General features: G+C 63.2%; 27 protein-coding genes and 1 tRNA gene. 13 read left to right on the forward strand and 15 right to left on the reverse strand.

The window, feature by feature from the left end; all coding sequences use genetic code 11:
• The first annotated feature begins 11 nt into the window (after positions 1–11).
• Entirely contained in the window at positions 12–1,418 is a 1,407-nt protein-coding gene (locus M2337_RS15660) for an amino acid permease (RefSeq protein WP_264570982.1), read from the forward strand.
• Positions 1,419–1,499: 81 nt separating this feature from the next.
• Here M2337_RS15660 and M2337_RS15665 read toward each other — a convergent pair whose 3' ends face one another.
• The 3 genes from M2337_RS15665 to M2337_RS15675 all read right to left on the reverse strand — a co-directional run bounded on the left by M2337_RS15665 (position 1,500) and on the right by M2337_RS15675 (position 2,983).
• Positions 1,500–1,865: a c-type cytochrome gene (locus M2337_RS15665; protein ID WP_264570983.1), complete on the reverse strand. Its 366-nt coding sequence runs from the start codon at positions 1,863–1,865 to the stop codon at positions 1,500–1,502.
• 11 nt (positions 1,866–1,876) lie between these two features.
• On the reverse strand, positions 1,877–2,392 hold the full coding sequence (locus M2337_RS15670) for a hypothetical protein (protein WP_264570984.1): 516 nt from the start codon (positions 2,390–2,392) through the stop codon (positions 1,877–1,879).
• 123 nt (positions 2,393–2,515) lie between these two features.
• Positions 2,516–2,983, reverse strand: coding sequence for an Lrp/AsnC family transcriptional regulator (locus M2337_RS15675; protein WP_264570985.1), 468 nt, complete (start codon positions 2,981–2,983; stop codon positions 2,516–2,518).
• Between the two features lie 137 nt (positions 2,984–3,120).
• On the opposite strand from M2337_RS15675, the gene alr reads away from it, so the two are divergent.
• The 5 genes from alr (at position 3,121) to M2337_RS15700 (ending at position 6,533) form a co-directional block, all read left to right on the forward strand.
• Positions 3,121–4,260 (forward strand): alanine racemase, encoded by a 1,140-nt coding sequence (gene alr, locus M2337_RS15680; RefSeq protein WP_264570986.1) that lies wholly within the window; start codon positions 3,121–3,123, stop codon positions 4,258–4,260.
• Complete coding sequence (locus M2337_RS15685; RefSeq protein WP_264570987.1) at positions 4,257–5,513, forward strand: D-amino acid dehydrogenase; 1,257 nt, start codon at positions 4,257–4,259, stop codon at positions 5,511–5,513. Before alr ends, M2337_RS15685 begins: the two co-directional genes overlap by 4 nt.
• A gap of 37 nt (positions 5,514–5,550) precedes the next feature.
• A complete protein-coding gene (locus M2337_RS15690) occupies positions 5,551–5,898 on the forward strand; it encodes a RidA family protein (RefSeq protein ID WP_264570988.1) in 348 nt (115 codons plus the stop codon).
• Positions 5,899–6,189: 291 nt separating this feature from the next.
• On the forward strand, positions 6,190–6,366 hold the full coding sequence (locus tag M2337_RS15695) for a hypothetical protein (protein WP_264570989.1): 177 nt from the start codon (positions 6,190–6,192) through the stop codon (positions 6,364–6,366).
• Complete coding sequence (locus M2337_RS15700) at positions 6,363–6,533, forward strand: hypothetical protein (RefSeq protein WP_264570990.1); 171 nt, start codon at positions 6,363–6,365, stop codon at positions 6,531–6,533. Before M2337_RS15695 ends, M2337_RS15700 begins: the two co-directional genes overlap by 4 nt.
• On the opposite strand, the gene M2337_RS15705 is transcribed toward M2337_RS15700, so the two are convergent.
• Complete coding sequence (locus M2337_RS15705) at positions 6,530–6,844, reverse strand: MarR family winged helix-turn-helix transcriptional regulator (RefSeq protein WP_264570991.1); 315 nt, start codon at positions 6,842–6,844, stop codon at positions 6,530–6,532. The genes M2337_RS15700 and M2337_RS15705 overlap by 4 nt on opposite strands.
• Positions 6,845–6,887: 43 nt before the next feature.
• On the opposite strand from M2337_RS15705, the gene M2337_RS15710 reads away from it, so the two are divergent.
• Complete coding sequence (locus M2337_RS15710; protein ID WP_264570992.1) at positions 6,888–8,111, forward strand: helix-turn-helix domain-containing protein; 1,224 nt, start codon at positions 6,888–6,890, stop codon at positions 8,109–8,111.
• A gap of 15 nt (positions 8,112–8,126) precedes the next feature.
• Here M2337_RS15710 and M2337_RS15715 read toward each other — a convergent pair whose 3' ends face one another.
• The 8 genes from M2337_RS15715 to M2337_RS15750 all read right to left on the reverse strand — a co-directional run bounded on the left by M2337_RS15715 (position 8,127) and on the right by M2337_RS15750 (position 17,334).
• Entirely contained in the window at positions 8,127–8,951 is an 825-nt protein-coding gene (locus M2337_RS15715) for an SDR family NAD(P)-dependent oxidoreductase (protein WP_264570993.1), read from the reverse strand.
• Between the two features lie 38 nt (positions 8,952–8,989).
• Positions 8,990–9,865: a sugar phosphate isomerase/epimerase family protein gene (locus M2337_RS15720; RefSeq protein WP_264570994.1), complete on the reverse strand. Its 876-nt coding sequence runs from the start codon at positions 9,863–9,865 to the stop codon at positions 8,990–8,992.
• 31 nt (positions 9,866–9,896) lie between these two features.
• Positions 9,897–12,092, reverse strand: a complete 2,196-nt coding sequence (locus M2337_RS15725; RefSeq protein ID WP_264570995.1) for a TonB-dependent receptor — start codon at positions 12,090–12,092, stop codon at positions 9,897–9,899.
• A 159-nt stretch (positions 12,093–12,251) separates the two neighbouring features.
• Positions 12,252–13,610, reverse strand: a complete 1,359-nt coding sequence (locus M2337_RS15730) for an aminomethyl transferase family protein (protein WP_264570996.1) — start codon at positions 13,608–13,610, stop codon at positions 12,252–12,254.
• A gap of 42 nt (positions 13,611–13,652) precedes the next feature.
• Entirely contained in the window at positions 13,653–15,044 is a 1,392-nt protein-coding gene (locus M2337_RS15735; RefSeq protein ID WP_264570997.1) for an MFS transporter, read from the reverse strand.
• Positions 15,045–15,085: 41 nt separating this feature from the next.
• Positions 15,086–15,325, reverse strand: coding sequence for a lipoyl domain-containing protein (locus M2337_RS15740; protein WP_264570998.1), 240 nt, complete (start codon positions 15,323–15,325; stop codon positions 15,086–15,088).
• The gene (locus M2337_RS15745; protein WP_264570999.1) at positions 15,322–16,311 is read right to left on the reverse strand and encodes an alpha-ketoacid dehydrogenase subunit beta; all 990 of its coding nucleotides are present in this window, start codon (positions 16,309–16,311) and stop codon (positions 15,322–15,324) included. Before M2337_RS15745 ends, M2337_RS15740 begins: the two co-directional genes overlap by 4 nt.
• A 12-nt stretch (positions 16,312–16,323) precedes the next feature.
• On the reverse strand, positions 16,324–17,334 hold the full coding sequence (locus M2337_RS15750; RefSeq protein ID WP_264571000.1) for a thiamine pyrophosphate-dependent dehydrogenase E1 component subunit alpha: 1,011 nt from the start codon (positions 17,332–17,334) through the stop codon (positions 16,324–16,326).
• A 472-nt stretch (positions 17,335–17,806) separates the two neighbouring features.
• Between M2337_RS15750 and M2337_RS15755 the strand changes: the two genes are divergently transcribed.
• The 3 genes from M2337_RS15755 to M2337_RS15765 all read left to right on the forward strand — a co-directional run bounded on the left by M2337_RS15755 (position 17,807) and on the right by M2337_RS15765 (position 20,545).
• On the forward strand, positions 17,807–18,634 hold the full coding sequence (locus M2337_RS15755) for an SDR family NAD(P)-dependent oxidoreductase (RefSeq protein WP_264571001.1): 828 nt from the start codon (positions 17,807–17,809) through the stop codon (positions 18,632–18,634).
• Entirely contained in the window at positions 18,603–19,442 is an 840-nt protein-coding gene (locus tag M2337_RS15760; protein ID WP_264588614.1) for an SDR family NAD(P)-dependent oxidoreductase, read from the forward strand. The genes M2337_RS15755 and M2337_RS15760 overlap by 32 nt, the downstream gene beginning before the upstream one ends.
• Before the next feature lie 95 nt (positions 19,443–19,537).
• Positions 19,538–20,545, forward strand: coding sequence for an alcohol dehydrogenase catalytic domain-containing protein (locus tag M2337_RS15765; protein ID WP_264571003.1), 1,008 nt, complete (start codon positions 19,538–19,540; stop codon positions 20,543–20,545).
• Between the two features lie 410 nt (positions 20,546–20,955).
• Here the strand turns inward: M2337_RS15765 and M2337_RS15770 are convergent.
• Positions 20,956–21,045, reverse strand: a tRNA-Ser gene (locus tag M2337_RS15770).
• Positions 21,046–21,188: 143 nt separating this feature from the next.
• Between M2337_RS15770 and hspQ the strand changes: the two genes are divergently transcribed.
• Positions 21,189–21,584: a heat shock protein HspQ gene (hspQ, locus tag M2337_RS15775; RefSeq protein ID WP_264571004.1), complete on the forward strand. Its 396-nt coding sequence runs from the start codon at positions 21,189–21,191 to the stop codon at positions 21,582–21,584.
• Between the two features lie 45 nt (positions 21,585–21,629).
• Here the strand turns inward: hspQ and M2337_RS15780 are convergent, their stop codons facing one another.
• A complete protein-coding gene (locus tag M2337_RS15780) occupies positions 21,630–22,469 on the reverse strand; it encodes an ABC transporter permease (protein WP_181560303.1) in 840 nt (279 codons plus the stop codon).
• 134 nt (positions 22,470–22,603) lie between these two features.
• Between M2337_RS15780 and M2337_RS15785 the strand changes: the two genes are divergently transcribed.
• On the forward strand, positions 22,604–23,305 hold the full coding sequence (locus M2337_RS15785; RefSeq protein WP_264571005.1) for a GcrA family cell cycle regulator: 702 nt from the start codon (positions 22,604–22,606) through the stop codon (positions 23,303–23,305).
• 111 nt (positions 23,306–23,416) lie between these two features.
• Here M2337_RS15785 and M2337_RS15790 read toward each other — a convergent pair whose 3' ends face one another.
• A complete protein-coding gene (locus M2337_RS15790) occupies positions 23,417–24,268 on the reverse strand; it encodes an outer membrane protein (RefSeq protein WP_264571006.1) in 852 nt (283 codons plus the stop codon).
• A gap of 352 nt (positions 24,269–24,620) precedes the next feature.
• On the opposite strand from M2337_RS15790, the gene parE reads away from it, so the two are divergent.
• Entirely contained in the window at positions 24,621–26,600 is a 1,980-nt protein-coding gene (parE, locus tag M2337_RS15795) for a DNA topoisomerase IV subunit B (RefSeq protein ID WP_264571007.1), read from the forward strand.
• Positions 26,601–26,619 lie beyond the last annotated feature (19 nt).

Genomic DNA, 26,619 nt, shown 5'->3' on the forward strand with positions numbered 1-26,619 from the left:
AAGGGGCAGACATGCGTAACTGGAATCGCCGCAAGCCGATGGCGCTCGACACGCTTTCATCGGCGCATCGCCTGCGCCCGACGCTGAGTTGGTGGCACCTCATCGCCTTGGGCGTTGGTGCCATCGTCGGTACAGGCATCTATACGCTGGTCGGCATCGGTGCCGGCCTCGCCGGTCCGGCAGTCATCCTGTCCTTCGCGATCGCGGGCGCGGTCTGTGCCTGCGCGGCGCTCTGCTATGCGGAAGTGGCGACGATGATCCCTGCATCGGGGTCAGCCTATACGTACAGCTATACGGTGATCGGCGAGCTTGTCGCCTGGATCGTAGGCTGGAGCCTCATCCTTGAATATTCGCTGGTTGTCAGCGCGGTCGCGGTCGGCTGGTCGGGTTATACCGCCGGCTTCCTCACCTCGCTCGGCATCCCCTTGCCCGCGGCGATCAGCGCCGGCCCTCATGCGGGCGGCCTGCTGAATGTGCCGGCGGTGCTGATCGTCTTCGCGGTGGCCGGGCTGCTCGCGCTCGGTACGCGGGAGAGCGCGGTCGTCAACGCCATCCTGGTGGTCGTGAAGATCGTGGCGCTGGTCCTGTTCATCGCCGTGGCCCTCCCCCATTATGACGCTGGCCAGTTCCACCCCTTCATGCCTTATGGCTTCGCCGCGCATGACGTGAACGGCGTGCAGCATGGCGTGATGGCGGCAGCGGCGATCATCTTCTTCGCCTTCTACGGGTTTGATGCCATCTCGACGGCTGCGGAGGAAACCAAGAACCCCGGTCGCGACCTACCGATCGGCATCGTCGGCTCCATGCTCATATGCACAGCGCTTTATGTGGGCGTCGCGGCGGTCGCGGTCGGCTCCATGCCCTACACCACCTATGCCAATAGCGCCGAGCCGCTGGCGCTTATCCTGCGTTCGCTGGGTCAGGGCAAAGTCGCGGCGATCATCGGCGCGGCCGCGATCATCGCACTGCCGACCGTGATCCTGGCATTCCTCTTCGGGCAGAGCCGCATCTTCTTCGTCATGGCGCGTGACGGGCTGCTCCCGGCGAAACTGGCCCGGGTCAATGCCCGGACCGGCACGCCGATCCGCATGACCATGGTCACCGCCCTGGTGGTGTCGGTGCTGGCCGGCCTCGTTCCGCTCGATGCGATCGCCGCGCTGGCCAATGCCGGCACGCTGGCGGCTTTCATCGCGGTGGCCGCCTGCATGCTGATCATGCGTCGCCGCGAACCCGATCGTGCGCGCATCTTCGCCACCCCGCTGCCCTGGGTGGTCGGCCCGCTCGCGATCATTGGCTGCCTCTATCTGTTCTGGAGCCTCCCCGGCACGACCAAGCTCTTCTTCCTCATCTGGAACGTCGTCGGATTGGTGATCTATCAGTGGATCGGCCGCCGCACCGACGAGGCGCCGGCCGCCTGACGGCAACGACCAAAAACCCGTGCTCCTGCCTTCGCGGGGAGCACGGGTTTTTGCATTTCGCCGCCGCTCAGGCGGACCGACCTACTTCAGCGTTTTCAGATAGGCGATGATGTCCGCGCGTTTGCCATCGTCCGGCACGCTGATGGCCATCCGCGTGCCGGGCACGAGCTTGGCCGGCGCGGTCAGGAATGTATCGAGTTCCTTGGTCGACCATGTCCTGCCCCACTTCGCGAGCGCCGGCGAGGGAGCGGTCATGCCAGGCACGACGCCGGCCTTGCGTCCGACCACGCCCGCAAGGCTCGGCGCCAGCTTCTTCTCGCCGGGCTTCGTGCCGTGGCACACGGCGCATTGAGCAAAGGCCGCCCGGCCCTTGTCCGCCGACTGGGCGAGCAAGGGCGCGGATGACAGGGTGAGAACTGCACTCAGAACAAAGGTCGCGATACGCATCTGGTCTCCACTCAACTCAACAGGTTCCAAGGACGATAGATCAGGATATTGCCATCGTAGCTATAGGTCAGCGTCTTGCCGTCCGGCGAAATCTTGTAGGTCGCCTGCAGGTCAACCTTTCCGTGACGGGTCACGGTCAGGCTCAGCGTCGCGTCGTCGACTTTCCTCAGCGAGACGACATTATAGGCCAGGCCCCCGGCGGTACTGTGATATTCGATGCCGGGCGTGCCATCGACCTGCGCCGCCCAATGGCCGGAGGTAAGCGCGCCAGACGCTGTCAGCGTCGTGAATGATACGAGGATCTTGCCATCCTCCGTATAAGCGAAACTGCGGATTGCGGCCTGCGGCTTGGCGCCCTTGTAGGTGGAGGCTGCAAGATCGACCTTCCACAGGCCGATGATGCCCGCGGGGGCCTGCTCCCGCGCATCGCGGAGCGACTGCGCCGGTTCGGCGGCCGAAACGGGCGATACGGAGAGGCTTGTCGCCATCATGGCTCCGGCGAGCAGGGTTCTGATCCAGGAATTCATACCGATCCTCCAGCAAAGGCCGCGCAGTGGCGGCAGAATATCGGAAGGAATATTCGCAGGGGTCCGCGACATTTTCTGCCGATTGCGCAGTGATGCGCGCGCGTCTCTGCGGGGAGGAGCCCGTCAGGGAGTGGAATTGCGGGATGTTACCGCTCCGCCAGGCAGCACCTTGCGCATGGCAATGCTCGAATGAATGCGGGCGACGCCGGGCAGGCGCGAGAGGACGTTGGTATGCAAGTCCTCGTAGGCCGCAGCGCTGCCCGTCGCGACGCGAATGCTATAGTCCGCATCGCCCGTCATGAGGTAGCATTCCCGTATCTCCGGATGTCGCCGCACCGCGCTCTCGAACCGGCGGAGATATTCCTCGGTCTGTTTCTCCAGCGTGATGCGCACGATCGCCACCGTCGCCTCATCTTCTTCCGGCAGCCCCACCACGGCCACATAGCCGCGGATCACACCTGATTTCTCGAGAATCCTGACCCTGCGCAGGCAGGCGGAAGGAGACAGGCCGACCGCTTCCGCCAGGCTCTGGTTGGAGATACGGCCATCGGTACGCAGCAGCCGGATGATATGTCTGTCGATCTTGTCCATGATCGTCGAAGCATATTGCGCACCTGCGCCTCTTTTCTACTGAATTCCGGCTTGAAACGGCAACTTCTGCATCTGTTGGGCAGAACATTCGAAGCGCCTGCTGATATCCCTTGTCCCCATCAGACGCGGGGTGACCAATGGACAATTCCGACAGTATCGAAGGCGCGATTCTGACGATCGACCTGTCCGCGCTGGTCGCCAATTATGCCCGGCTGCGCAACCGGGTCGCACCCGCCGAACTGGCGGCCGTGGTGAAGGCGGACGCATATGGCTTGGGCGCGAGCATCGTGGTGCCCGCCCTCGTCTCGGCCGGGTGCAGCCATTTCTTCGTCGCGCATCTTGCCGAGGCGCTCGCCATTCGCCCACTCGTGTCGGCAAACAGCACCATCTATGTGCTGAACGGGCTGACGCCCGGCGCCGAGGCGATATGCGCCGACCATGCTATCGTGCCGGTGCTTAACAGCCTGGGCCAGGCGTCGCGCTGGCGCGATCTGGCCATCCAGCGCAAATGCCCACTATCCGCCATTCTGCAAGTCGACAGCGGCATGTCGCGCCTGGGCCTCTCCCCGGAGGAGGCCCGGCAACTCGCCGGCGACGAGCAGTTCCGCCGCTCTGTGCCGCTCCGCGCGATCATGAGCCATCTCGCCTGTGCAGACGAACCGCAAAATGCTGCGAACGATCGCCAGCGCACGCAGTTCGAGAAACTGGCCGAGCTGTTCCCCAACGTGGCCCGATCACTCGCCAATTCCGGCGGCTGCCTGCTCGACAGCGCGTTTCATGGCGACATCGCCCGCGCCGGCATCGGGCTTTACGGGGCCGACCCTGCCGACGGCGCGGAGGCGCCCTTCGCCCCCGTCGTGCGGCTCGATGCCAGAGTGATCCAGCTCCGCACGGTGCCGGACGGCGCTGGGGTCGGCTATGGGCTCGACTGGCAAGCGCGCGGGGAACGGCGCCTTGCGACGTTATCGGTAGGCTATGCCGATGGCTGGCCACGCGCCCTCTCCAATCGCGGAGCGGCATGGTCCGGCGGCGTCCGCCTGCCGATCACGGGTCGCGTGTCAATGGACAGCATGACCGTGGATGTGACGGCACTCGCGCCCGGCGCGCTGACGGAAGGCGATTTCGTCGAGCTGATCGGCCCGCACCAGCGCCTTGAACAGGTCGCGCGCGATGGCGGCACCATCGCTTATGAGATCCTGACGAACCTCGGCGCCCGCTATGCCCGACATGTCCTCCCCCTCGCCTGCCCCACCCCCATATTGGAGACAATGTCATGAAGGTGCTGATCCTCGGCAGCGGCGTGATTGGCGTCACCTCCGCTTATTATCTCGCCAAGGCCGGGCACGAGGTGCATGTCGTCGACCGGCAGCCCGGCCCGGCGCTGGAAACCAGCTTCGCCAATGCCGGTGAAATCTCGCCCGGCTACGCCTCGCCCTGGGCCGCGCCCGGCGTTCCCTTCAAAGCGCTCAAATGGATGGTCTCGAAGCATTCGCCGCTCATCCTGCGGCCCGGTCTCGATCCGGCGCGACTGCTCTGGCTGGCGCAGATGCTTCGCAACTGCACGGGCGCGCGCTATGCGGTGAACAAAGCGCGCATGGTGCGGATCGCGGAATATAGCCGTGACAAGCTGATCGCCCTGCGGGCCGACACCGGCCTTGCCTATGACGAGCGCATGCAGGGCACGCTCCAGCTCTTCCGGACGCAAGCGCAGATGGACGGCATCGCCAAGGATGTCGCTGTGCTGCAGGCCGATGGCGTACCGTTCGAGGTGCTGGATCGGGAGGGCTGCATACGCGCCGAGCCCGGGCTTGCCGATGTTTGCGGAACATTCGTCGGCGGCCTGCGCCTGCCCAATGACGAGACCGGCGATTGCTTCCTGTTCACCAACGCCCTTGCCGAGCTGGCGCAGAGGCTGGGCGTGCACTTCGACTATGGCACGGCAATCGACGGGATCGAGGTTGATGCGGACAGGGTGACGGGCGTGCGCACCAGCAAGGGATTCATGCGTGCCGATGCCTATGTCGTAGCCCTCGGCAGCTATTCGCCCGCCCTGCTGCGTCCGCTCGGTATCCGCCTGCCGGTGTATCCGGTGAAAGGCTATTCGATCACGGTGCCCATCGTCGACGAGGCCCGCGCGCCTGTCTCGACAATCCTCGACGAGACCTACAAGATTGCGATCACGCGTCTGGGTTCGCGCATCCGGGTCGGCGGCATGGCGGAGATCGCCGGGTTCGATCGCCGCCTGCGCCCCGCCCAGCGCGAGACGCTCCAACTCTCGCTCGGCACCCTGTTCCCCGGTGTCGCGGACATGGGCGCGGGAACTTACTGGTCGGGCTTCCGGCCGATGACGCCGGATGGCACGCCTGTGATCGGCAAGACGCGCTACGGTAATCTGTTCCTCAATACCGGTCACGGCACGCTGGGCTGGACAATGGCCTGCGGCTCGGCCCAGGTCGTCGCGGACATCATCTCGGCTCGACCCACGGAAATCGAGGCCGTCGACCTGGCCATTTCGCGCTATGCAGCCTGACGCCGCAAGCGATCACTTTTATCGACAAGGAGTAAGCATGAGCATCGAACGTCTCGATCAGGGCCCACGCATGAGCAAGGCCGTCATCCATGGCGACACCATCTACCTTGCCGGCCAGGTCGGTGCGCCGGGCGAGAGTGTCACTGCGCAGACGCAGGCCGTGCTGGCGCAGATCGAGGCGCTGCTCGCCCGCGCTGGGAGCGACAAGTCGCGCATCCTGAGCGCCACCATCTGGCTCGCCGACATGGCCGACTTCGCCGAGATGAATGCCGTCTGGGATCGCTGGGTCGGCGGCAGGGACGCCCCAGCCCGCGCCACCGGCGAAGCCAGACTCGCCACGCCCGACTACAAGGTCGAGATCATTATCATCGCGGCGCGAGACTGAAGGCGCCGCCTCGGCCTTCGCTCACAACCGGCTGACAGCCTACTTTTGCATTTGACTCGCATTAGTGCGAAAATGCAGGCTCCTCTTGTGAAAATAGGGGGAACATGAATACGAATTGGTTGCTGTCCACGTCACTGCTCGTCGCGGACTGATCTGACGCAATCGACCGACGTTGAGACATTCCTGCCGATCGATGCTCGCAATGGAAATGTCCGGCTACGCCGAATCCGGTCATTCGTGTAGCGGGTTAAGCCTTCGCTATGGTGTTTAGGCTTAGGAATACTTCGACGAGTGGGTTTCAGTCAGTGGGGAATCGACACGGCGGGTCACACCGATCTCGAGAAGGCCGTCATGCTTTCGCACCGCTGGTGGACGCCACAGGAACTGGCGGCCCATGACGAGGCCTGGTATCCGGTCGATCTGCTGGACATCTGGCAGGAGCTGCTCGCCGGCACCGTGCCGTCATGACCGGCGAAACGCGGGCAGGGCTGCTGGAAGGCTGGCGCGCGCATCTCGCCGAAGGCCGGCGCCGCTCGCTTCACACCGTGCGCGCCTATGCCAACTGGCGGCGAGGTGTCAGAGGGAACGAGGGCATCACAGTCATCCGTCCAGGCTTCCTGCGCGGTGCAGACTAGAGCTTATCGATCTGGTCAATCACCTTGCGCATCAATGAGAGGAGCTGCTCCCTCTCCTGATCGGATAACCCGGCGAGAAGCAGATCTTCGCGTTCTAGCGCCGTGGCCAGTAGCCGATCGTAGAGCTCGCGACCCTCTGCAGTCAATTCATAGGGCTTGGTGCGCCCGATGAACCGGCCGGCTTTAGGGGAAACATATCCTTCCGCCGCCAGCTTCGACATCGACCGGCTGACCGCGCCGGCATCCATCGCGATGAGATTTACGACCATCTGGGAGCTTGCCGTGCCCTGCGCATGGATCGACGCAAGCACGCGCCATTCGCCAATTCCGATGCCAAACCTTTCAAGATAGAGCTTGGAGGATGTTGCAGTCCAACGATTTGAAATCGTGCCTAAAAAAAATGGGAAATATGCACGGAGATCGAACGGGACGTTAGCCATTCCGAATGGCACCCGATTTAATTTGACATGTCAAATTATAAGTTCAGATTTGCCTCCTGCTAAGGACATTTCGAGGTCAGGCAGTGCTTCCTGGGAGCGCGACGACCGATCCCTAGGCAAGCTCAAGCGCCGCACGGACGCAAAATTGCGACGGCAAGAAGGAGAGAGGACGATGGTGTCATTACGCGAAGCGAGCGGCTCTGAGCGCGACGATCGCTGGGCCAGCACCGGCCTGTCGGACACTGGCGCCTTGTCCGCCTGGAACGACGTCATGTCCAGCAGTGTCGCTGAAATGTGCATCGATACCAACCATCGGGCGAACTTCAGGGCGCAATGGGTCCGGTTTGGCCTTGGGCCTATCGACATCAACAACTTCCGCACAGCCGAGCAGACGATTTCCAGAAGTCAGGCCATGGCGCGCCGGTGCTCCGAGGAGGTTTTTGCGCTGTCCTACATGCAGCAGGGCACGGCAGCATTGCGCCACGCCGGCATCGATCTGCATGTTCCGGAAGGCAGTTTTTGCATGGTCAGCCATGCGTCGCCCTACAGCTTCCAGTTTCCGCGCGGGGCAATAGCGTTGACGGCGCACATGCCGTCCTCCTGGTTGCGCCGCTGGGTGCCACAGCCCGAAGCGATGCTGGCCCGAACCTTCGACGCCAGTCTGTGGGGCGGCGCACTGGCGGCGATGCTTTCGGCTATCGACCAGAACGGACTTGAAGATGCGGCACTGTCGCGATCGTGCATTGCCGACCAGCTTGGTGCGTTTCTTGCGCTGATGAATGGCAATGTGACGACAGGCGAAACCTTGCATCAGGGCAAGCTCTTCCAACGCGCCATCCAGATCATGCGCGACCGGTTCGACGATCTGGAGCTTAGCCCGGCGACACTGGCAAGCGAGCTGAACATCTCCAAGCGCTATGTGCACAAGATCTTCGCGGGCAACGACACAACCTTCGGGGCGGCGTTGCTTGAGCTGAGGCTTTGTCGGGCAGCAGAGATGCTTACCGACCCGCGCTATGGCATCTATCGGGTCGCGGATGTCGCCTATGCCTGCGGCTTTTCGGATTCGAGCCATTTCGCGCGAAGGTTTCGGGATCGGTTCGGCGCGGCCCCGCTGCAATTGCGCAAGGGGCACTAAAGGGGGCCGCAGAGCCTATCCCTCGATACCGCGCAGCGAGACGCCGCCATCGAGCACGATTTCAGCGCCCGTCATGAAGTCGGATGCGTCGGAGGCGAGATAGAGCGCCAGCGGCTTGAACTGATGGGTCTCACCCATGCGGCCGAGCGGCACGCCAAGATCCCACACCGCGCGAACCTCCGGATTGTGGAGGACACCGCCACCGATATTGGTCACCACAGAGCCCGGCGCGATGGCATTCACCCGAATGCCGAAGGGGGCCAGCTCGCGCGCAAGCTGCCGCACGAGATGCTTCACCCCTGCTTTGGCGGGCATATAGGGCGTCGCGACGATCGGAACCGTGATTTCGGACGCGTTGGAACTGGTGGCGATCAGCGAGCCCCTGCGTCCATGCTTCTTCATCAGCCGGACTGCGTGGCGGAAGGTGAAGAACACGCCGTCAAGATCAATCGCGATGGTCTTGCGCCAGTCGTCCACCGAATAGGTGTCGATCTGGCCCGAGGCAGTCCGCTGGCCGTCAAAGCCCATATAGCCTTCGCCCGCCGCCATGCCGGCATTGGCGAACACAATGTCGATGGCGCCGAAGGCGGCTTCATGGTCGTCAAAGGCGCGCCGCACATCCTCGTCATTTGCCACGTCCATCCCCGCATGGCGGACTGTGAAGCCTGATGCCGCGAGGCGCTCGGCTTCCTTCGCCGCAGCCTCTTCATCCATGTCGGCAATCGTGACGCTGGCACCGCCCTCGGCGACGGCCTCGACATAGGCCAGACCAATGCCTGAAGCGCCGCCGGTAACCAGCGCGGATTTCCCCGCGAGCGAAAAGCGGTCGAGTAAAGTCATGCTGATCTCCAGTTGAGGATGGCCTGGCTCAGAAAGGCTCAGACGATCTCAGAGCGCGCTTCTGCGATGACCGTTGCGGTCTTGGCAAAGCTCACCTCGGCCATCCGGTCGAGCGGCCACTCCCTGAAATATTCGTGCATGACTTCCACGCCGATCGGACCATCATAGCCCAGGCTCCAGATCGCGCGGAGGAAGCCGACGATATCGAACTCGCCATCGCCCGGCAGGCGCCTGCGATTGATGACCGAATCCATGAAGTCGACCGGCTTGGCCAACACGCCATCGTTGATTTCGACGCCGATCAGGTCCTGCGGCGTAAGCTTCTCCACCAGATCGGCCAGCGTTGTCCCGGTACGGACCACGTGGAGATTGTCGATCATGATGCCGCCGTTCTTCGCCCCGGCGCCGCGCGTCAGCGACAGCACATGGTCGAGGCTGGGAAGGTGGGAAAATCCCGCCGGGAGCATCTCGAACAAGATCTTGGTGCCGCGCTCCGCGGCTTGCGCGCAAAGCGTGGCGAATTCCTCGGTCATCCGGTCCAGCGGCGTGCCGTCATTATCGAGGTCCGCCACCTTGATGTGGTTCGCCCCGAGTGCTTCGGCCGCATCGAGCAGCAAGGCGCGGCTCTCGTCGGACGCCGCGCGACGCTCTCCTGTGCAATACCAGTCGTTCAACCATTCGACTTCGATATGGGCGATGCCATTGGCCGCCAGCATCGCCTTGACCTCGGCAAAGCCATGCCGCTCGCGCAGGACGGCCAGATCGGAATGCCAGAAGCCCATCCCGGTAAAGCCCGCTCGCGACGCGCATTCAATGCGGTCGCGGATGTTGTGGTGGCACAGTTCCTGCACCACCGGTGCCGTGCCGGCCGCCAAGGTCCAGTATGATCCGAGGATATTCACATCGTTCAACATATCCGTTCCTTGGCGATCGTTGCAGCAGGGCTCAGTACCGATAGTCCAGCGCGATTCCGAAGATGCGGGGCGGATCGTAGCTGATGTTGATGGTGCCGTCGGACAGGGTCGAGCTGTAGGTTCCCACTGCCTTGTCGGTCAGGTTGGTGCCGAAGACCCGCACCGAGTAGTGATCGTCGGCGGAGGTCCAGGCCACGGCGGCGTTCAATTTCGCGAACGGCGCCTGGGACACGATGTTATTGGCCTCGAAGAAATAGCGCGACGAGTAGATACCCGTGGCGTTGAACGCGATCTTCGATCCGTCCGACATGTCCAGCGTGTAGGTGGCCGACAGGTTGCCCTGAAGGCGTGGCGCCTTGGGAATGCGGTTTCCGCTGGCATCGCCGGGGAAGGACGCCACACCGCCATTGGGGCCGGTGAACGGTGCGTTGGTGAACTCCTTGAACTGCGCGTTGGTGTACGCGAGGCTGCCCGCCAAATCGAAGGCCGGAGAGATGCGCGCATCGAAATCGACCTCGGCGCCGTAGATTCTGGCTGACGCGCCGTTGATGATCCCAGTTGCGGCGAGGCCGACCTTCTGCACCTGGATGTTCTTGTAATCATAGTAATAAGCCGCGAAGTTCATCCGCAGACGATTGTCCAGCAGGTCCGTCTTGAGGCCCAGTTCATAGGCATTGAGCGTTTCGGGCAGGAAGGCGGGATCGGTGGAAAGTTGCGTGTTGAATCCGCCGCTCTTGAAGCCGGTGTTGAAGGAGGCATAAGCCAGCACCTCCGGCGAGAACCGGTGATCAAGCGACACCCGGAAGGTGGGCTTCTTGAACGAAATCTCGTCATGGGGGGTGGTCCCCAGCAAAACGCGGGCAGGACTGCCGAACGCAATGGCCTCGGTACGGCCATCGATCTCGCGCTGTTCGTATGTGTAGCGGGCGCCGACGGTGAGCTTTGTTTCGGGTGTCAGGCTCAGAGTGCCCTGGCCATAGCCCGCGAGCGATTCGGTCAACTGGTTGCCGAACAGCAGCACGGATTCAAACGGGCCAAACAGGTTGTTCGGCACATCCCGCGAGAAGACTTGCGAAGGATCATAGATGCCGCGGGCGCGGAAGTAATAGACGCCTGCCGTCCAGGTCAACGGGCCGGAACCTCCGGACGAAAGCTGCAGCTCCTGACTGAACTGACGTTCCAGATCGACCAGATTGCCCTCGAAATGCGGCACCGGCGTGAAATCGATATCCCAGCGCAAATTGGTATTCGAATTGCGATAGGCGGTAATGCTGCTCAGGGTCAGATCGCCAATATCCTGATCGAGCTTGAAGCTGACACCCCAGTTGCGATTATCGACCCGGGGCACGGCATCGCCATTGAGATCCCATGGATCGCCAGGCGTATTGGGCACGCCGAGGAAAGTCGGAAGATTCGTGCCCGGGAACACCCGCTGGCCGTTGAAGGAATTGGCCATGTCCGTGAAATCGCCAATCAGGCGCGCGCGCGTGGTGTCACTCAGCTCGAACAGCCATTTGGACCGCACGCTGATATTGTGGATATTGCGATTCACCTTGTCGCCGGTCGGCACGTTCACGCCCCAGCCCTTGTCCTGCGTGCTGGCGGAGACGGCGAGATCGGCCGTGATGCCATTGGAAATGGCGCCCGCGACATAGGCATTGCCCTTTGTCGTGAGGTAATTGTCGACGCTGACGCCCAGCCGCACGTCGAGATTGCGTGAGGGGTCGCCGGTGACGACCTGGATCAGGCCACCCGTCGCGTTGCGGCCGAACAGCGTGCCCTGCGGCCCCTTGAGAACCTCGATGCGGCTGATGTTATTGAAATCGAACAGTGCCGAGGTCGATGACGCATAATAGACCCCGTCAACGTAGATCGACACCGGCGTCTCGATGCCCGGACCGATGGCCGTGCTGCCGACGCCACGCAAATAGGTGATCGCAAAGCCGACGGCACTGGAGACGCTCAGGCTGGGGACGACCTCGCCAAGCGCCTGCACGCCCTCGATGCCGCGAATTTCCAACTGTTTCGCTGTCTGCGTTTGCACCGCGATGGGAACGTCCTGCAAGCGCTCCTCGCGGCGCTGGGCCGTCACGATAATGTCGCTGTCGCCTGCGGCGGGCGCGGCGGCCTGCGGCGCCGACGAGTCGACGGCTTGTGCGACCGCATTGGTCGACACGCCACAGCACAGTGAGGAAACGAATGCGATTCCAACAAATGATCTGATCATGGTTCTGGCCCCTCCGGACAGTCCTTGCGGACGTTATTATGTGTGGTTCTTGATAGGGTGTTTCGCGGATGTCAGCGCGGGTGGCGATGCACGAAAATGCGCTCCACGGTGCACTGCCGCGCTCCTCCCGATCACCTGCTATCGGGAGGAGTGCGTGACTCAACGCGACCGATATTCCTGGGCCGATGCCGAATAGGGCCAGGGAAGAACGGTGGCCCGCACATCCTTCTGGACATGGCGCTCGACACCCGGCTTGGACGATCCGCCACCGGGCTCGCCCCACAGGATCGAGACTTCCTCGCCCATCTCCGTGTCGGCGAGGGTGGCAAGCGATATCCACTTGCGCTGCACGGAGAGGTAGCAGGGATAGGTGGACAGGCCGATGCGCTGTCCGCCCTTGGTCACGCTATCGTATGGGTGCGCGGCATAGTGCGCATTCGGCATTTCCATGAACTTGGCGTTCGTGCCGTCCAGCAACTGGCTGGCGTAAATGGCGATGGCATCGTCTGCATTCCATTCCAGCGTGACCTTGCGGCGATGTGGCTGGTCGACCATCTTTTCCAGAGCCGAGCGGCCGATGAAGTCATGGTCGAATTTGATCAACCGTCCGTAGTCGAGATCCCAGGGGGATAGATAATAATCCTCGATATTGTCGGAGACGAAGCTGCCGCCGATGGAGGCGTTTGCTTCAAATCCATTGCCCGGCAGCCATTCCCGGTAGGCGCGCATATTTTCGCCCGAATAGATCGCCTGCAGCGGGGACGGGATCCAGCCCGCCTCGACCGCGCAGGTGCCGTAGGCCCGGCCGCCGACGAGCTTCAGCCCGAATTCGGCGCCCGCTTCGAGGATCTTGGCGCGGACATCGTCGCCCTCATCCCACGGCCCCCAGAATTCAAGGCCCGGTGCACCGGCGAAGGAGTGGGCCAGCGCTCTGGCCTTATGTCCTGCCACGGTGATTTCCGTCATCTGGAAGAATTTGGGCTTGTCGATCGGCCCGCCATTCAGCTTCTCCAGCAGCGGCCAGGCGTTGGGGCCCTGCAGCTCGAAGCGGTACGTCTTGCGCGGCTGCGGATTGGAGATGGAGCGCTCGTCCCGCTCGGTCTTTACGTCATAGCTGCCGGTGGAGGCGATGAATTCGATCCAGTTGGCCACGGCAGGGCGGCCGACGATGTTCACCTTGTCATCTTTCAGCCCGAAGAGGATCATGTCGCCGATCAGATAACCGTCGTGGTTGCAGCAGATGAGCTGCTTGCCCTTGTTGCGGCCATAATTCTTGAACGAATTGACGCCGACCTCGGAGAGCAGCTTTATCGTGTCCGGCCCTTCAACATACAGGTCGGTCATGTGGAGGGACTGGTCCAGCAGGCCGACGGTTTCGTGCCAGGAGCGCTGCTCGTCGCGCCAGTTGGTATACTCGCTTTTGACCGGGTACTGATAGGCACCCACGCTCACATCGCGCAGCCATTTGGCGGGATTGCCGAGTTGGTCGATCTTGTCCTGAAGCGACTTGAATTGCATGATATCCTCCGAATTGATTGATCAGAAATCGCGTAATTTGGTTCAGGGCCGCGCCGGCATGGCGGCGTCATCGCCGCGTCCCGCGCTTACCTTGCGCAGCAGCGACAGGCCGCCGAGCAGGAAGATCAGCCCTGCAGTGAGGCCAGCCCGCTGGCTGGCGAACAGCTGGGTGAGGACGGCAATCGTCAGCGGGCCGAGGAACGACGTGGCGGTGCCCGACAGGGCGTAGATGCCAAACAGTTCGTTCAGCGATTCCCGGGGCGCGATCTTGGCAAGCATCGCCCGGCTGGAGACAAGCCCTGCCGTCACGAAGAAGGCGGCGAGCCCTTCTGCAAAGAAGAACGCCTTATCCGCGATGCGCGGATACAGACCGCCGGTGGCATCGGGATCGGTGGCCATGAACAGGACGGTATCAGGGCCAATCGTGACAAGCAGCAGGTTGGAAGCCACACAGCCGAGGATCACGATCTGCAGAGCCGATTTCGATCCCAGCCGATCATCCAGAACGCCGCCGAAAAGCGATCCGCCCACCGCCACGACGCTGAGTACAAGGCCCATGACGGACAGTTGGACACCGCCCCACCCGAGAACGCCCGAGCCGACCACGCCCATGAACATCATCAGCACGATGAAGCCTTCGTTGAACACCATGCGGGCGATCAAATAATGCAGCACATCGGGCATCGACCGCAGACGCGTTATGGATCGACGCAGACGCTTCAGCCCGTCGCCCACCACCTTGCCGAGCGGCAGTTTGTTGGCCGCAGGGTCTGAAACCTTGAGCAGGATGGGCAGCGAGAAGGCCAGCCACCAGAGCGCCACGACCGGGGGCACGAAGCGCTCGGTTGGCCACGCGCCGTCGCCCTGAACAAGGGTGCGGTCTGCCAGCAGATACGCACCGAACAGGATGATGCCGGCCCCGTTGGCTAGGGCGTAGGCCAGACCACTCACCCGCCCGAAGCGGCTTGAGGGCGCAACCTGGGGTAGCAGCGCATTGTAGAAGATGGACGACAGTTCGTAGCAGATATTGGCGACCACCAGCGCGGCGGCGATCAGCAGCACGCCACCGCCCAAATCGGGCCGTGCCAGCGTCAGGATTGCCGTCGCCGGTACCGCCACCGCGATACAGGCGAGTAGGAAGGGCTTTCTGCGCCCGCCCGCGTCGGCAATGGTGCCAAGCAGGGGCGCGCACAGCGCGACGCACAGCGCCGCCGTGGAGAGGATATAACCCCACAGCGCCTGCCCCCACACCGGATCGCCCACCACCCGATTGGCGAAATAGGCGGAGAAGACATAGATGTTGATGAGTACGTAGAATGGATTGCGGGCGGCCTCGTACAGCGCCCAGGCCATCTGCGTTCCGCGGGATTGCGTGGACGCGCGAGCGCCCTCCGCCGCGCCCGTTGTGGGCGCGGCGTGAATATAATCACTCATGGTGCAGTAATCCCGTTGGTCAGGTCGCCCGCGGCGACCGATCAGCCCACTTCAACAATGCATACCGCTTGTCCGACCTCGGCGATCTCATCCTCCGGCACGAGGATTTCGACCATCGTGCCATCGCCTGTCGCCTCGATCACTTGCGTGACCTTCTCGGTCTCGATCTCGTAAAGCGGTTCGCCTTCCTTGATCGGATCGCCCGGCTGCTTGTGCCAGGTCACGATCGTCGCCTCTTCCATGTTCATGCCGTAGCGCGGCAGCTTCAGTTTCACCTTCATGCCGTCACCCCACGCAGTTCACCGCAGATTGAGAGGGCCGCAGTGACCACCTTGTCTTGGTTCGGGAAAACGGCCATTTCGGCCACGCCCGAATAAGGCATCGACACATTGGGAACGGTCACCCGCTTAATCGGCGCTTTCAGCGACGAGAAGCAGCTGTCGGCCATGAGCGCCGCAGTGTGGGACGCGGCACTGCAGCGATCCTTGGATTCATCGACCAGCACCAGTCGCCCCGTCTTGCGGACCGATGCGGCGATACCCGCCTCATCGAGCGGAACCAGCGTGCGCGGATCGATGACCTCCGCGGATATGCCATGGTCTTCCAGTGCGCGTGCCGCACGGAGCGCCGGGCGCACCATGGTGCCGATGGCGCAGATAGTCAGATCGGTCCCTTCATGGTGGACCGCAGCCTTGCCGAAGGGGACCAGATACTCGCCGTCCGGTACCTCGCCGCTGTCGCCGCCGCGCCCGCTCGCCTCAAGGAAGAAGGTGGGGTTGTTGCCCCGAATGGCCGTGGTGAGCAGGCCCTTGGCATCGGCCGGGGTCGCCGGCGTCGCCACGTTGACCCCGCCGATATTCATCAGCGTCGGATAGGGCGTGTCGGAATGCTGCGCGGCCAGCGACCGCCCGCCGCCATAGCCGGCGATGATGGTGATGGGGAGGTTCATCTGCCCGCCGGTCATCATCCGCAGCTTCGCCATCTGGTGAGCGATCGCGTCCATGCCGGTGTAGACGAAGTTGCCGAACATCAGGTGCAGGATGACCCGCCGCCCTGCCGCCGCCGCACCGACGGCCATGCCGGTCAGCGAGGCTTCACAGATGGGGGTATTGTAGACGCGGTCCGGTCCAAACCGGTTGTAGACCTCGCGGGTGTCGCCGAAAATGGCCAACTCGACATCTTCTCCGAAGAGGATGATGTTCTTGTCGCGCTCCATCTCATCGAGGAAAACCTGGTTGATTGCCTGGATATAGCGTTGCTTTGCCATGATGATCTGTCCTCAGGGCCGCTGGCCGGAAAAGGTAATTTCGAAGACAAGCTCCGGGTCGGCATCTTCGCTTTCCAGCGCGAAGGCGACCGCAGTCTCGATCTGCGTCAGGACGCGGTCGTTGACCTGATCGAGATCGCTCTGGGAGGCGCCGCCTTCCGCGAGCAGCCGGGTGGCAAAGCGCAGGATCGGGTCCTTGTCTGGGGTCCGCCAGCCCTCGATTTCCTCTTGGGTGCGATAGGTGTAGCCACCCAGAAAGGCCTCCTCAGCCTCAAGATGGCCGTGAATGCGGTAGGTCTTGGTCTCGATAAAGCTGGGGCCGCCGCCAGCGCGCGCCCGGTCCACCGCCTCTGCCATCGCTGCCTGCACCGCCAGCACATCATTGCCGTCCACGGTGACCGCCGGCATACCGACGGCCCGGGCGCGATCGGTAAATTCGCCGGCCGTCACCCGGTCGGTGATGGTGAATTCGGACAGGCCATTATTCTCGAGCACCCAGATGACCGGGAAGCTCCACACCGCACTCATGTTGAGGCTTTCCATCAGCACGCCCTGATTGGCCGCGCCATCGCCGAACAGGCAGACCGAGACGGCGGTCTCCTTGGCGACCTTGATCCCCATGCCTGCGCCTGCGGCAATGGCGATACCGCCGCCGACAATGCCGTTGGCGCCGAGGATGCCCTTGCTGACATCCGCCACGTGCATCGATCCGCCCATGCCACGGCAGATGCCGGTCCGCTTGCCCCAAAGCTCGGCAAACATGGCATTGAGATCACCGCCCTTGGCCAGAAAATGGCCGTGGCCCCGGTGGGTGCTGGTGATGAAGTCGCGGTCTTCCAGAACGGAACAGACCCCAACGCCCGAGGCTTCCTGACCGATGTAGAGATGCACGCCGCCCGGCAGATTGCCAGCCTGCGCCTCCTTGCCGAGGCGCTCTTCCGCACGGCGGATCAGCAGCATCCTCTCATAGAGCGCCAGCCACTCGGCACGCCGCCTCTCGTCAACATTGGGAAGGTCGCTCAAGCTTCTCTCCATTTGCATCCCCGTTTCGCCCACGGGCTTTTCGAGGCTTTTCAATTCACCGGACCACGAATGGCAAATCCCGTGTCCGCCATTATAAACCGGACGCCCTATCGTTGCCATCCAGCTTACCGGTATCTCGCTGGACCTGTGCGTATGACGGAGAACAAACTTCGGTATCTGCGTGTATCCTCCACCTTGGTCGGTCCGGCCCAGTCTTGCCCGACCTCCAGCTAGAACGGCTAAATACCGGGCTTTCCGTGCAAGATTTCGCGAAGTCTTCAGCCTCCCGAAAGCTGTCATCGGCTCGCCGCAACGCCCATGTCGCACTTGTTATGAGCGGCCCGAACGCGGCATATTGACGGAAGACCAGGTCGGTCCTGAGCCATGCCACGGTCTATGAGACGGGCGGCTCAGATCGGCACCATGGCATGGCGGTGGCAGATACGCCGCGTGACCGGAGAGGAGAGGCGCATTGAACTCCGTAACCAGCAAGTTCGACGTTGAGGGCCGTTCGGTGTTTGTGACCGGCGGTGGCGCGGGGCTTGGCCTCGCTTATGCCGAGGCGCTGGCCGAGTGCGGTGCAAAGGTCACCCTGACGGGTCGCAGCAGCGACAATATCGAGGCTGAGGCCGCCCGGATGCGTGATCTGGGCTGGACGGTCCATGCCCATCAGCTCGACATTAGCGACGCCACAGCAGTAGCCGCCGCCATTGATGAGCATGTCGCGCGGTTCGGGAGCCTCGATGCTGTCTTTGCCAATGCCGGGATTGGCGATGGCCCGGGCTTCTGGGACGCAGCCCATCAACGGCGCGTGCCCCAAGGCGAGATAGAGAATCTGGCACAGTCAAGCTGGGCACGCATTCTCGACGTCAATCTCAATGGCACGGCCTACACCGTATCGAATGCCGCGCGCGCGATGAAGGTGCTGGGCCGGCCCGGGTCCATCGTCGTGACGTCATCTGTCGCCTCCACCATGGCCTTTCCGACGATCGCGACCGCCTACATGGTTTCCAAGGCGGCCGTCTCCCACCTAGTCCGGCAGGTCGCGCTGGAGCTGGCGGAATTCGGCATCCGTGTGAACGCAATTTCACCGGGCATGTTCGTCACCAACATCGGCGGCGGCTATCTGGCGGACCCGGCAGCCCGCGCGGCCATGGGTAAATATGTGCCGATGGGACACATGGCCGATGTCCACCAGATCAAGCCACTGGCGCTCTATCTGGCATCGGACGCGTCGGATTTCATGACCGGCGCGGAACTGCCCATCGATGGCGGGGTACTGCTCGGTGCCTTTAAGTGATCGGATGGAGGCCCCAGTCGGGGCGCATCGCATGAGCGTCACCTCACACGCCCAAACGCTGAGGGGAAAAACGGCACTCATCACTGGGGTGGTTGGTAATATCGGCCATGCCACGGCGCGGGAACTGGCGGCGCGCGGTGCCCGCATCATCGGCGTCGATCATCCAGAGGCGGATGCCAGTGTCATCCAGCAGAGTTTTGCGGCCGACCCCTCCTTCGCGCTGATCCGCGCGGATGTGAGCCGAGAGGCTGACGTGAAGGCCTATGTGGAGGCCGCCCGGGCGCTGGCACCCAGCATCGACATCTTCTTCAACAATGCAGGCATCGAGGGACCGCAAGCTGCCATTGCGGACTACCCGACCGCAGCATTCAGCAGGATCTTCGAAGTGAATGTGCTGGGCGTCTTCCTCGGGCTGAAATATGTGCTGCCGGAGATGCAGCGGCAGAAGAGCGGGGCCATCATCAACACCTCTTCCATCGCCGGACTGGTCGGGGCTGCCAATATGTCCGGCTACATCATGTCCAAGCATGCGGTCCTCGGCCTGTCCCGCACGGCCGCCCTCGAAGCCGCGCCGTTTGGCGTGCGCGTCAATTCAGTGCATCCCGGCTTTATCGAGAGCCGGATGTTGACCGACATCGTCCACCGGCTGGGCGCGCCGGATACCGATGCGTTTTCAGCGACGGTCCCCCTTAAGCGGCTCGGCTCCGTCGATGAAATTGCCAAGGCCGTCGCCTTTCTGGCGTCCGATGAGAGTAGTTACATGACGGGCCACGCGATGGTGCTGGACGGCGGGTTGACCGTTGGCTGACGCTACATGAGCGCCAATGACATCGATAGGGCGGGGGCCGGCCGCAGTGTCGTCGTTTTGCGCTCGGCCTCGGCGAGAGACGAAAGGGCATATTTGTGAAAGCCGTTATCTTCCAGGCGCTCCACACGCCGCTGGCGTTCGAGGACATTCCTGATCCCACGCCCGGCGAGGGCGAACTGGTGGTCAAGGTGGGGCGCTGCGGCATTTGCGGCAGTGATCTGCATATGACGCAGGATGCCGCTTATGGATGCAAGCATGGCGATGTGCTGGGCCATGAGTTCGCCGGCGAGGTGGTGGCGCTGGGTCGGAACACGCAGGGGCGCAAGGTGGGCGACCTCGTCTCGGTCATCCCGCTCAAAAGCTGCGGCGACTGCGAACATTGCCGCAAGGGCGAAGTGCAGTGGTGCGCGTCATTCGGGCTGCAGGGTGGCGGCTATGCCGATTATGCCGTCACTCGCCCGAACCAGTGCGTGCCCTTGCCGGCGGGGCTGACGCTGGCGGATGGCGCCATTATCGAGCCGCTGGCCGTGGCCCTGCATGGCGTGAACCTGTCGGGCCTGAAAACCGGTGACAAAGTGCTGGTGTTGGGCGCAGGGCCGATCGGGCTTGCGGTGGCCTTCTGGGCCAAGCGGCTCGGGGCCGCCAGGGTGGCCGTGCAGGATATCTCCACCGCGCAGCAGCAGCGCGCGCACGATATGGGCGCGGACGTGTTCGTGGTGGACCCGCAGAACCCCGTTGAAAGTGCCGTGCAGGGTCTGGGTGGCATGGCCGACATCGTCTTTGAATGCGTCGGCGTGCCCGGCCTGATCGCGCAAGCCGTGGACCAGGTGCGTCCGCGCGGCACGATCCTGCTGCTGGGCCTGTGCACCAAGCCGGACACGTTCAACTCCTTCGCCATGCTCGGCAAGGAAGTGCGCCTCGTTACCTCAGCCTTCTTCACCGTGCAGGAATATGAGGCCGCCCTTGCCGCGCTGGAACAGGGCGCCATCGCGCCCCGGCTGATGGTCACCAGCACCATTGCGCTCGCCGAGACGCCCACGGTCTTCGAGGCCCTCAAACAGCGCGGCGAGCAGTGCAAGGTGCTGATCGCGCCGGGCGTCTAGGCCCTTGCATGGGGGCGCTAGCCACAGGTCGGCGAGTTCGATGGCCGCTTGCCCGTCAGGTGCTCCGACTGCTTCAACTTGCCGCGCTGGAGCAGCGTCGGTTTTCAGGATCAGAGAAAGGCTCCCTTGACGGCACATATTGGGGCGCCGCCGCAAAGCGGTCTCGCGTTATCCGAATGACCGGTTCTAGCGGAAGCTGCCGTTCAAAGTCCCGCCGGCGAACGAGGCATTTTGGTCGTGTTCCGCCCTCTTTCCAGACATTGCCAGTCAGCATCTCCATCCCGAAACCAGCCGAGTTTGCACACGATCTACCACGAACGGAGACGGATGGCCCCTCTCTCGAAGCCCTCGGTTTTCCGAGAAAATTTGCGTACGCGCTGGATCGGGAGTGATCACTGAGGTGCAGGAACTGGCGGAGAGGGTGGGATTCGAACCCACGGTACGGTTGCCCGTACACCGCATTTCGAGTGCGGCGCATTCGACCACTCTGCCACCTCTCCGCAGAGGTTTTCGCGTCGCAGTGCCCTGAGAGAGGGCGCCGCTGCGGTAGTCGAGCGCGCGCTGTTAGCGGATGATCGGGGCTTTGCCAAGCAGTCGGTGCGGGAAAACTTGCACTCGGTGCCAGCGACACTAAATCTGTCTCATGAATCAAGCCCAAGCCCGCAAGTCATTCTCTTCCGTGACGCACATTCCGACGATCAGTGCCGCCCATCGCGTGTCGCACGCGCATTTCGGTATTGGGGAGAAGGTCCGGCACCGCCTGCTGGGGTTTCGCGGGGTTGTGTTCGATATCGATCCGGTCTTTTCCAACAGCGAGGAATGGTATGAGGCCATTCCCGAGGCGATGCGGCCGGAGCGGGACCAGCCTTTCTACCATCTGTTCGCGGACAATGGTGAAGCGACCTATGTCGCTTATGTGAGCCAGCAGAATCTGGTGGCCGACGGAACCGACGAGCCGATCGATCATCCGGCTGTCACCGCCTTGTTCGGCGAGCATCGCGGCGGGCATTACGCGCTCGACCCGAGCTACTGGCACTGAATGACTGCGGCGCCTCGGCTGTTGCAGCCGGGGCTATGTCCCTCTTCAGGATTTGATCCGCCACCCCTGCCGTAGCCCGATATAGCAGACGGCGGCCAGCACGAGGTTGAGCGCGAGCAGGAGCGCCGCGCCCACCGCGATGGGCGAATCGGCTGCGGCGAGGAAGCCATAGCGGAAGCCCGAAATCGCGTAGAAGAACGGATTGACGTGGCTGATCGCCCGCATGATCGGCGAGACATGATCCATCGAGTAAAAGGTGCCGGAGAGCAGCGAGAGCGGCGCGACGAGGAAGTTGGTAACGGCCGCGGCATGATCGAACTTCTCCGCCCAGATCCCGGTGAGAATGCCGAGGAAGCCCAGCATCGCCGAGCCGGCAATGCCGAAATAGACGACGGCCCAGAGATGATGCGGGGCCACATGGACGCCCGGCCAGGCCAGCATCGCCAGCCAGATCGCGCCACCGACAAAGGCCGCACGGGTCACCGAGGCCGCGACGAGGGCGAACAGCAGTTCCCCCGCCGAGAAAGGCGGCATGAGATAATCGACAATCGTGCCCTGCAGCTTGCCGGCGAGCACCACGGTAGCGGTATTCTGGAAGCTGTTCTGCACCATCGCCATGATGATGAGGCCGGGCGCCACGAAATCAGCGAAGGGCACGCCCATCACCATCAGGCCGCCACGCCCCAGCGCGACGGTGAAGATGATCAGGAACAACAGGCTGGTAAGCGCCGGCCCCCAGATCGTCTGCAGATGCACCTTGAGGAAGCGGCGGACTTCCTTGAGGTAGAGCGCCTTCATCCCGGACCAGTTGACGCCGTGGATGACGGGAACGCCCGGTTCATGACGAATGAGCGGTTGGGTGTGCGAGGAAGCAGGTTCGGCCATGAAACTGCCCTATCGCGTCCCACCCGCAGCAGCAATGGCACAGCGATACTGTGCCGCCCGGCTTTGTCGATGACAGGCCGTTTGACCTTTGGGCCATGGATGCCCATATGACCCGATCATTTGAAGGAATAGGCATGTCCTGGACAGACGAACGCATCGATCAGCTCCGGCAGATGTGGGAGCGCGGCATGACTGCGAGCCAGATCGCTGAAGAGCTGGGCGGCGTGAGCCGCAACGCCGTGATCGGCAAGGCGCACCGCCTTGGCCTGCAGTCGCGCCCCTCCCCCGTGAAGGCGGCGGACTCCAGCCGCGCTGCTGCGCCGCAAAGCCGCAAGGCGGCGCCTCCGCCGGCACCTGCCGCACCCAAGGTGGAAGCCGCGCCGGCGCCCGAGCCGCGCGTCGCAAAGCCGCAGCCCAAGGCGCCTCCGGTGGTGGAAGCCCGGCCGCAGCCCCCCGTCGCGGCCCAGCCTGCCGCCGACACGCCGCCCCCGCCTCCCCAGCCCCGGATCGTCTCGGTTGGCCCCGGCGGCTTCCTGCGGCAGGGTCCGGGTGAGATGCAACAGCCGATTCCGCCGGCACCGCCGCGCCGGCTGGTTCCGGCCAAGCCCAGCCCGGAAATCGCGGACAAGACCAGCCTGCTCGATCTCAACGAGAAGATCTGCAAATGGCCGATGGGCCATCCGGGCGAGCCGGACTTCCACTTCTGCGGTGAAAAGGTGAACCCGGGCTTCCCTTATTGCGTGGAGCATTGCGGGCGGGCCTATCAGGCGCAGCTGCCGCGTGGCACGCGCCGTCCCCCGCCGCCCATGCCTTATGGCGGCCCCCGGGTGCGCTGAGGCATCAAGCGATGACAAAAAAAGGGGCCGGTTTCGGCCCCTTTTCTGTATCTGGCATTCCAGTGCGACATACACCCTCCCGCCTTATGAAGCGGGAGGGCGCAATCGATCTTAGAAGCGGAAGCTCGCCGTCGCGCGAACGGTGTGATGATCGAACACATCGTTGGTGCGCTGAATGTCGGTGAAGCCAGCCGGCGTGATCACGAACGGGTTCGTCAGCGACGGCGGCGTGCCTTGGCCGGCGCGAACGGTGTAGCCATCCGTGTTGAAGCGGGTGTAGCGATACTGCACGCCGATCGAGAAGTTCTGGCTCACGCGCTGCTCGATGCCGCCGCCAGCAGTCCAGCCCCACTCGTCCGCGCTTTCGTTGGACTCGGTGAAGGTGTTGAAGGTGTTGCTGGTGGCGAAGTTGTTCTTGATCTTGGCGTAAGCCACACCGCCGGTGCCGTAGATCAGCGTACCGGTGCCGAGTGCCAGACCGGCGCGCAGACGAGCGTTGGCATCCCAGTCAATCCGACGCGACAGGACATAGCTGGCCGGAGTGGTGCTGAAGCCGCTGACCGAGTTACCGATCATCGTGCGACCGCCTTCGATGACAGCGCCGACGACGAAGTTGCCCATCTGCATGTCATAACCGGCATGGACACCCCAGGCGACGCGACGATCCTTGTCACCGGCACAGGAGCCGGGCGTGGCACCAAGCGCGCGGCCACGGCAGAAGCCGGGCGCGAAGGCATTGCCGGGGACAGCCGTGGAAACGGTATCGCCGTAATTGCCATCATTGTTGGTGTCGAAGGTCAGCGTCTCGAGCGTGTCGCGGTCATAATTGGGCTGCCAGGCCATGCCGAGCGAGCCACCGACATACGGACCGGTCCAATCACCCGCGCCATCCTGCGCCAGAGCCGGAGCAGCCAGCAGGCCTGCCATGGCGGTGGTGAGCGAAATGAGAGCGATCTTTTTCATACAATAAATCTCCTGCCTCTGAACTGGCTGGCCGCAATACGTTCACCCCCTCGAATTGGTTTCGCGAACTCGCTCACAAAATTCTGTTAACCACGACACCTGTCTCTTTTTTGTAACGGTTTGGCCGCGAATATTGCTGCCAGATGAACGAAACGGTCACGATTATTGATTTTGCCTACTTCGTTGCTCGCTGAGCTGTCTGTATCTGCAAGCTATTCTATTGCATTTGGCCGCGGTGCGGCGCTGCGATGATCGATCCGCTAGAGCGCTCGGACGCCGACATGGTTCCACCACCCGCCGGATAAGATCACGCCGCTTGCGCCCGTGACTCCGCTGGCCCTATAGTTCCCGCATGTCCGACAACCTGTTCGACCAGAACATCGCCCGCACAACCGAAAGCTACGACGCCTCCGCCATCGAGGTGCTGGAGGGGCTGGAGCCGGTGCGTCGCCGCCCCGGCATGTATATCGGCGGCACGGACGAGCGCGCGCTGCACCATCTCGCCTCCGAAGTGCTCGACAATGCCATGGACGAAGCGGTCGCCGGCCACGCCACCCGCATCGAGGTGACGCTGGAGGCGGACAATCGGCTGACGATCACCGACAATGGCCGCGGCATCCCGGTGGACCCGCACCCCAAATTTCCCGGCAAGTCGGCGCTGGAGGTCATCCTCACCACGCTGCACTCGGGCGGCAAATTCTCGGACAAGGCCTATGCGACGTCGGGCGGCCTGCATGGCGTCGGCATCAGCGTGGTCAACGCGCTGTCCGTCGACACCGAGATCGAGGTGGCGCGCAATCGCGAACTGTTCCGCCAGCGCTTCTCCAAGGGGCACCCTGTGGGTCCGCTGGAGAAGGTGGGCGCGGCGCCCAATCGACGTGGCACCAGCGTCAGCTTTACGCCGGATAGCGAGATTTTCGGGGAACTGAAGTTCAGGCCCTCCCGGTTGCACCGCCTCGCCCGCTCCAAGGCCTATCTCTTTGCCGGTGTGGAAATCCGCTGGAAATGCGATCCGGCTATCATCACGGATGACACACCCGCCGAGGCGGTGTTCCAGCTCCCCGGCGGCCTTTCCGACCATCTGCGCGAGCAGCTGGGCAATCGCGAGTGCGCGACGGCGGAGTTCTTCCGCGGCACGCAGGATTTCCCGGACGGTGTCGGGCGCGTGGAATGGGCCATCGCCTGGCCGCTCTGGTCCGACGGTTCCACCAGCTGGTACTGCAACACCATCCCGACACCCGACGGCGGCACCCACGAGACCGGCCTGCGCGGCGCGGTCACCAAGGGCATCCGCGCCTTTGGCGAGTTGGTCGGCCAGAAGAAGGCGAAGGACATCCAGACGGACGACATCATGTCCGGCTGCGAGCTGATGCTGAGCGTGTTCATTCGCGATCCGCAATTCCAGAGCCAGACCAAGGACCGGCTGACCAGTCCCGAAGCCGCGCGGCTGGTGGAAGCGGCTATGCGCGACCATTTCGACCATTTCCTCACCGACAATATGGACCGGGGCAAGGCGCTGCTCGGCCATGTGCTGGAGCGGATGGACGAGCGCCTGCGCCGCAAGCAGGAAAAGGAAATCAAGCGCAAGACGGCGACCTCCGGCCGCAAGGTCCGTCTGCCGGGCAAGCTGACCGACTGCTCGTCAGATGACCCCGAGGGCACTGAACTGTTCATCGTGGAAGGCGACAGCGCCGGCGGCAGTGCCAAGCAGGCGCGCGACCGCAAGACGCAGGCGATCCTGCCGATCCGCGGCAAAATCCTGAACGTCGCTTCGGCCACCTCGGCCAAGATCCTCGCCAATCAGGAAATCGCAGACCTGATCCTCGCCATCGGTTGCGGCACCCGCAAGGACTGCAACCCGGACAATCTGCGCTATGAGCGCATCGTCATCATGACCGACGCCGATGTCGATGGCGCGCATATCGCGACGCTGCTGATGACCTTCTTCTTCCAGGAAATGCCCGAGCTGGTGCGCCGCGGCCATCTCTACCTCGCCCAGCCGCCGCTCTATCGCCTCGTAGCGGGGGGCAAGAGCTGGTATGCGGCGGACGATGCCGCGCTCGCCAAATTGCGCAGTGGCGAACTCAAGGGCAAGAAGCTGGAGGTCAGCCGCTTCAAGGGCCTGGGCGAGATGAATCCCATGCAGCTGCGCGAGACCACCATGGACCCTAAGAAGCGCAAGATGATCCGCATCACCCTGCCGCAGGAATATGAGGAACGCGCGGGCGTGAAGGATCTAGTGGACCGGCTGATGGGTACCAATCCCGCGCATCGCTTCGCGTTCATTCAGGAGAATGCCGCGCAGGTCGATGAGGACGTCATCGACGCCTGAGCCGGGCGAGCCCACGGAA

Source organism: Sphingobium sp. B2D3A, from assembly GCF_025961795.1.
Taxonomy (GTDB): Bacteria; Pseudomonadota; Alphaproteobacteria; order Sphingomonadales; family Sphingomonadaceae; genus Sphingobium.

Excerpts from the sequence above, each read along its gene's own strand:
- M2337_RS15685 (WP_264570987.1), top strand. The coding sequence starts at position 4,257 with ATGAAGGTGCTGATCCTCGGCAGCGGCGTGATTGGCGTCACCTCCGCT.
- M2337_RS15670 (WP_264570984.1), bottom strand. The coding sequence starts at position 2,392 with ATGAATTCCTGGATCAGAACCCTGCTCGCCGGAGCCATGATGGCGACA.
- M2337_RS15720 (WP_264570994.1), bottom strand. The coding sequence starts at position 9,865 with ATGTTGAACGATGTGAATATCCTCGGATCATACTGGACCTTGGCGGCC.
- parE (WP_264571007.1), top strand. The coding sequence starts at position 24,621 with ATGTCCGACAACCTGTTCGACCAGAACATCGCCCGCACAACCGAAAGC.
- M2337_RS15790 (WP_264571006.1), bottom strand. The coding sequence starts at position 24,268 with ATGAAAAAGATCGCTCTCATTTCGCTCACCACCGCCATGGCAGGCCTG.
- M2337_RS15730 (WP_264570996.1), bottom strand. The coding sequence starts at position 13,610 with ATGCAATTCAAGTCGCTTCAGGACAAGATCGACCAACTCGGCAATCCC.
- M2337_RS15675 (WP_264570985.1), bottom strand. The coding sequence starts at position 2,983 with ATGGACAAGATCGACAGACATATCATCCGGCTGCTGCGTACCGATGGC.
- M2337_RS15780 (WP_181560303.1), bottom strand. The coding sequence starts at position 22,469 with ATGGCCGAACCTGCTTCCTCGCACACCCAACCGCTCATTCGTCATGAA.
- M2337_RS15715 (WP_264570993.1), bottom strand. The coding sequence starts at position 8,951 with ATGACTTTACTCGACCGCTTTTCGCTCGCGGGGAAATCCGCGCTGGTT.
- hspQ (WP_264571004.1), top strand. The coding sequence starts at position 21,189 with ATGAATCAAGCCCAAGCCCGCAAGTCATTCTCTTCCGTGACGCACATT.
- M2337_RS15690 (WP_264570988.1), top strand. The coding sequence starts at position 5,551 with ATGAGCATCGAACGTCTCGATCAGGGCCCACGCATGAGCAAGGCCGTC.
- M2337_RS15745 (WP_264570999.1), bottom strand. The coding sequence starts at position 16,311 with ATGGCAAAGCAACGCTATATCCAGGCAATCAACCAGGTTTTCCTCGAT.
- M2337_RS15660 (WP_264570982.1), top strand. The coding sequence starts at position 12 with ATGCGTAACTGGAATCGCCGCAAGCCGATGGCGCTCGACACGCTTTCA.
- M2337_RS15785 (WP_264571005.1), top strand. The coding sequence starts at position 22,604 with ATGTCCTGGACAGACGAACGCATCGATCAGCTCCGGCAGATGTGGGAG.
- M2337_RS15725 (WP_264570995.1), bottom strand. The coding sequence starts at position 12,092 with ATGATCAGATCATTTGTTGGAATCGCATTCGTTTCCTCACTGTGCTGT.
- M2337_RS15735 (WP_264570997.1), bottom strand. The coding sequence starts at position 15,044 with ATGAGTGATTATATTCACGCCGCGCCCACAACGGGCGCGGCGGAGGGC.
- M2337_RS15700 (WP_264570990.1), top strand. The coding sequence starts at position 6,363 with ATGACCGGCGAAACGCGGGCAGGGCTGCTGGAAGGCTGGCGCGCGCAT.
- M2337_RS15760 (WP_264588614.1), top strand. The coding sequence starts at position 18,603 with ATGGCGGGGTACTGCTCGGTGCCTTTAAGTGATCGGATGGAGGCCCCA.
- alr (WP_264570986.1), top strand. The coding sequence starts at position 3,121 with ATGGACAATTCCGACAGTATCGAAGGCGCGATTCTGACGATCGACCTG.
- M2337_RS15665 (WP_264570983.1), bottom strand. The coding sequence starts at position 1,865 with ATGCGTATCGCGACCTTTGTTCTGAGTGCAGTTCTCACCCTGTCATCC.
- M2337_RS15740 (WP_264570998.1), bottom strand. The coding sequence starts at position 15,325 with ATGAAGGTGAAACTGAAGCTGCCGCGCTACGGCATGAACATGGAAGAG.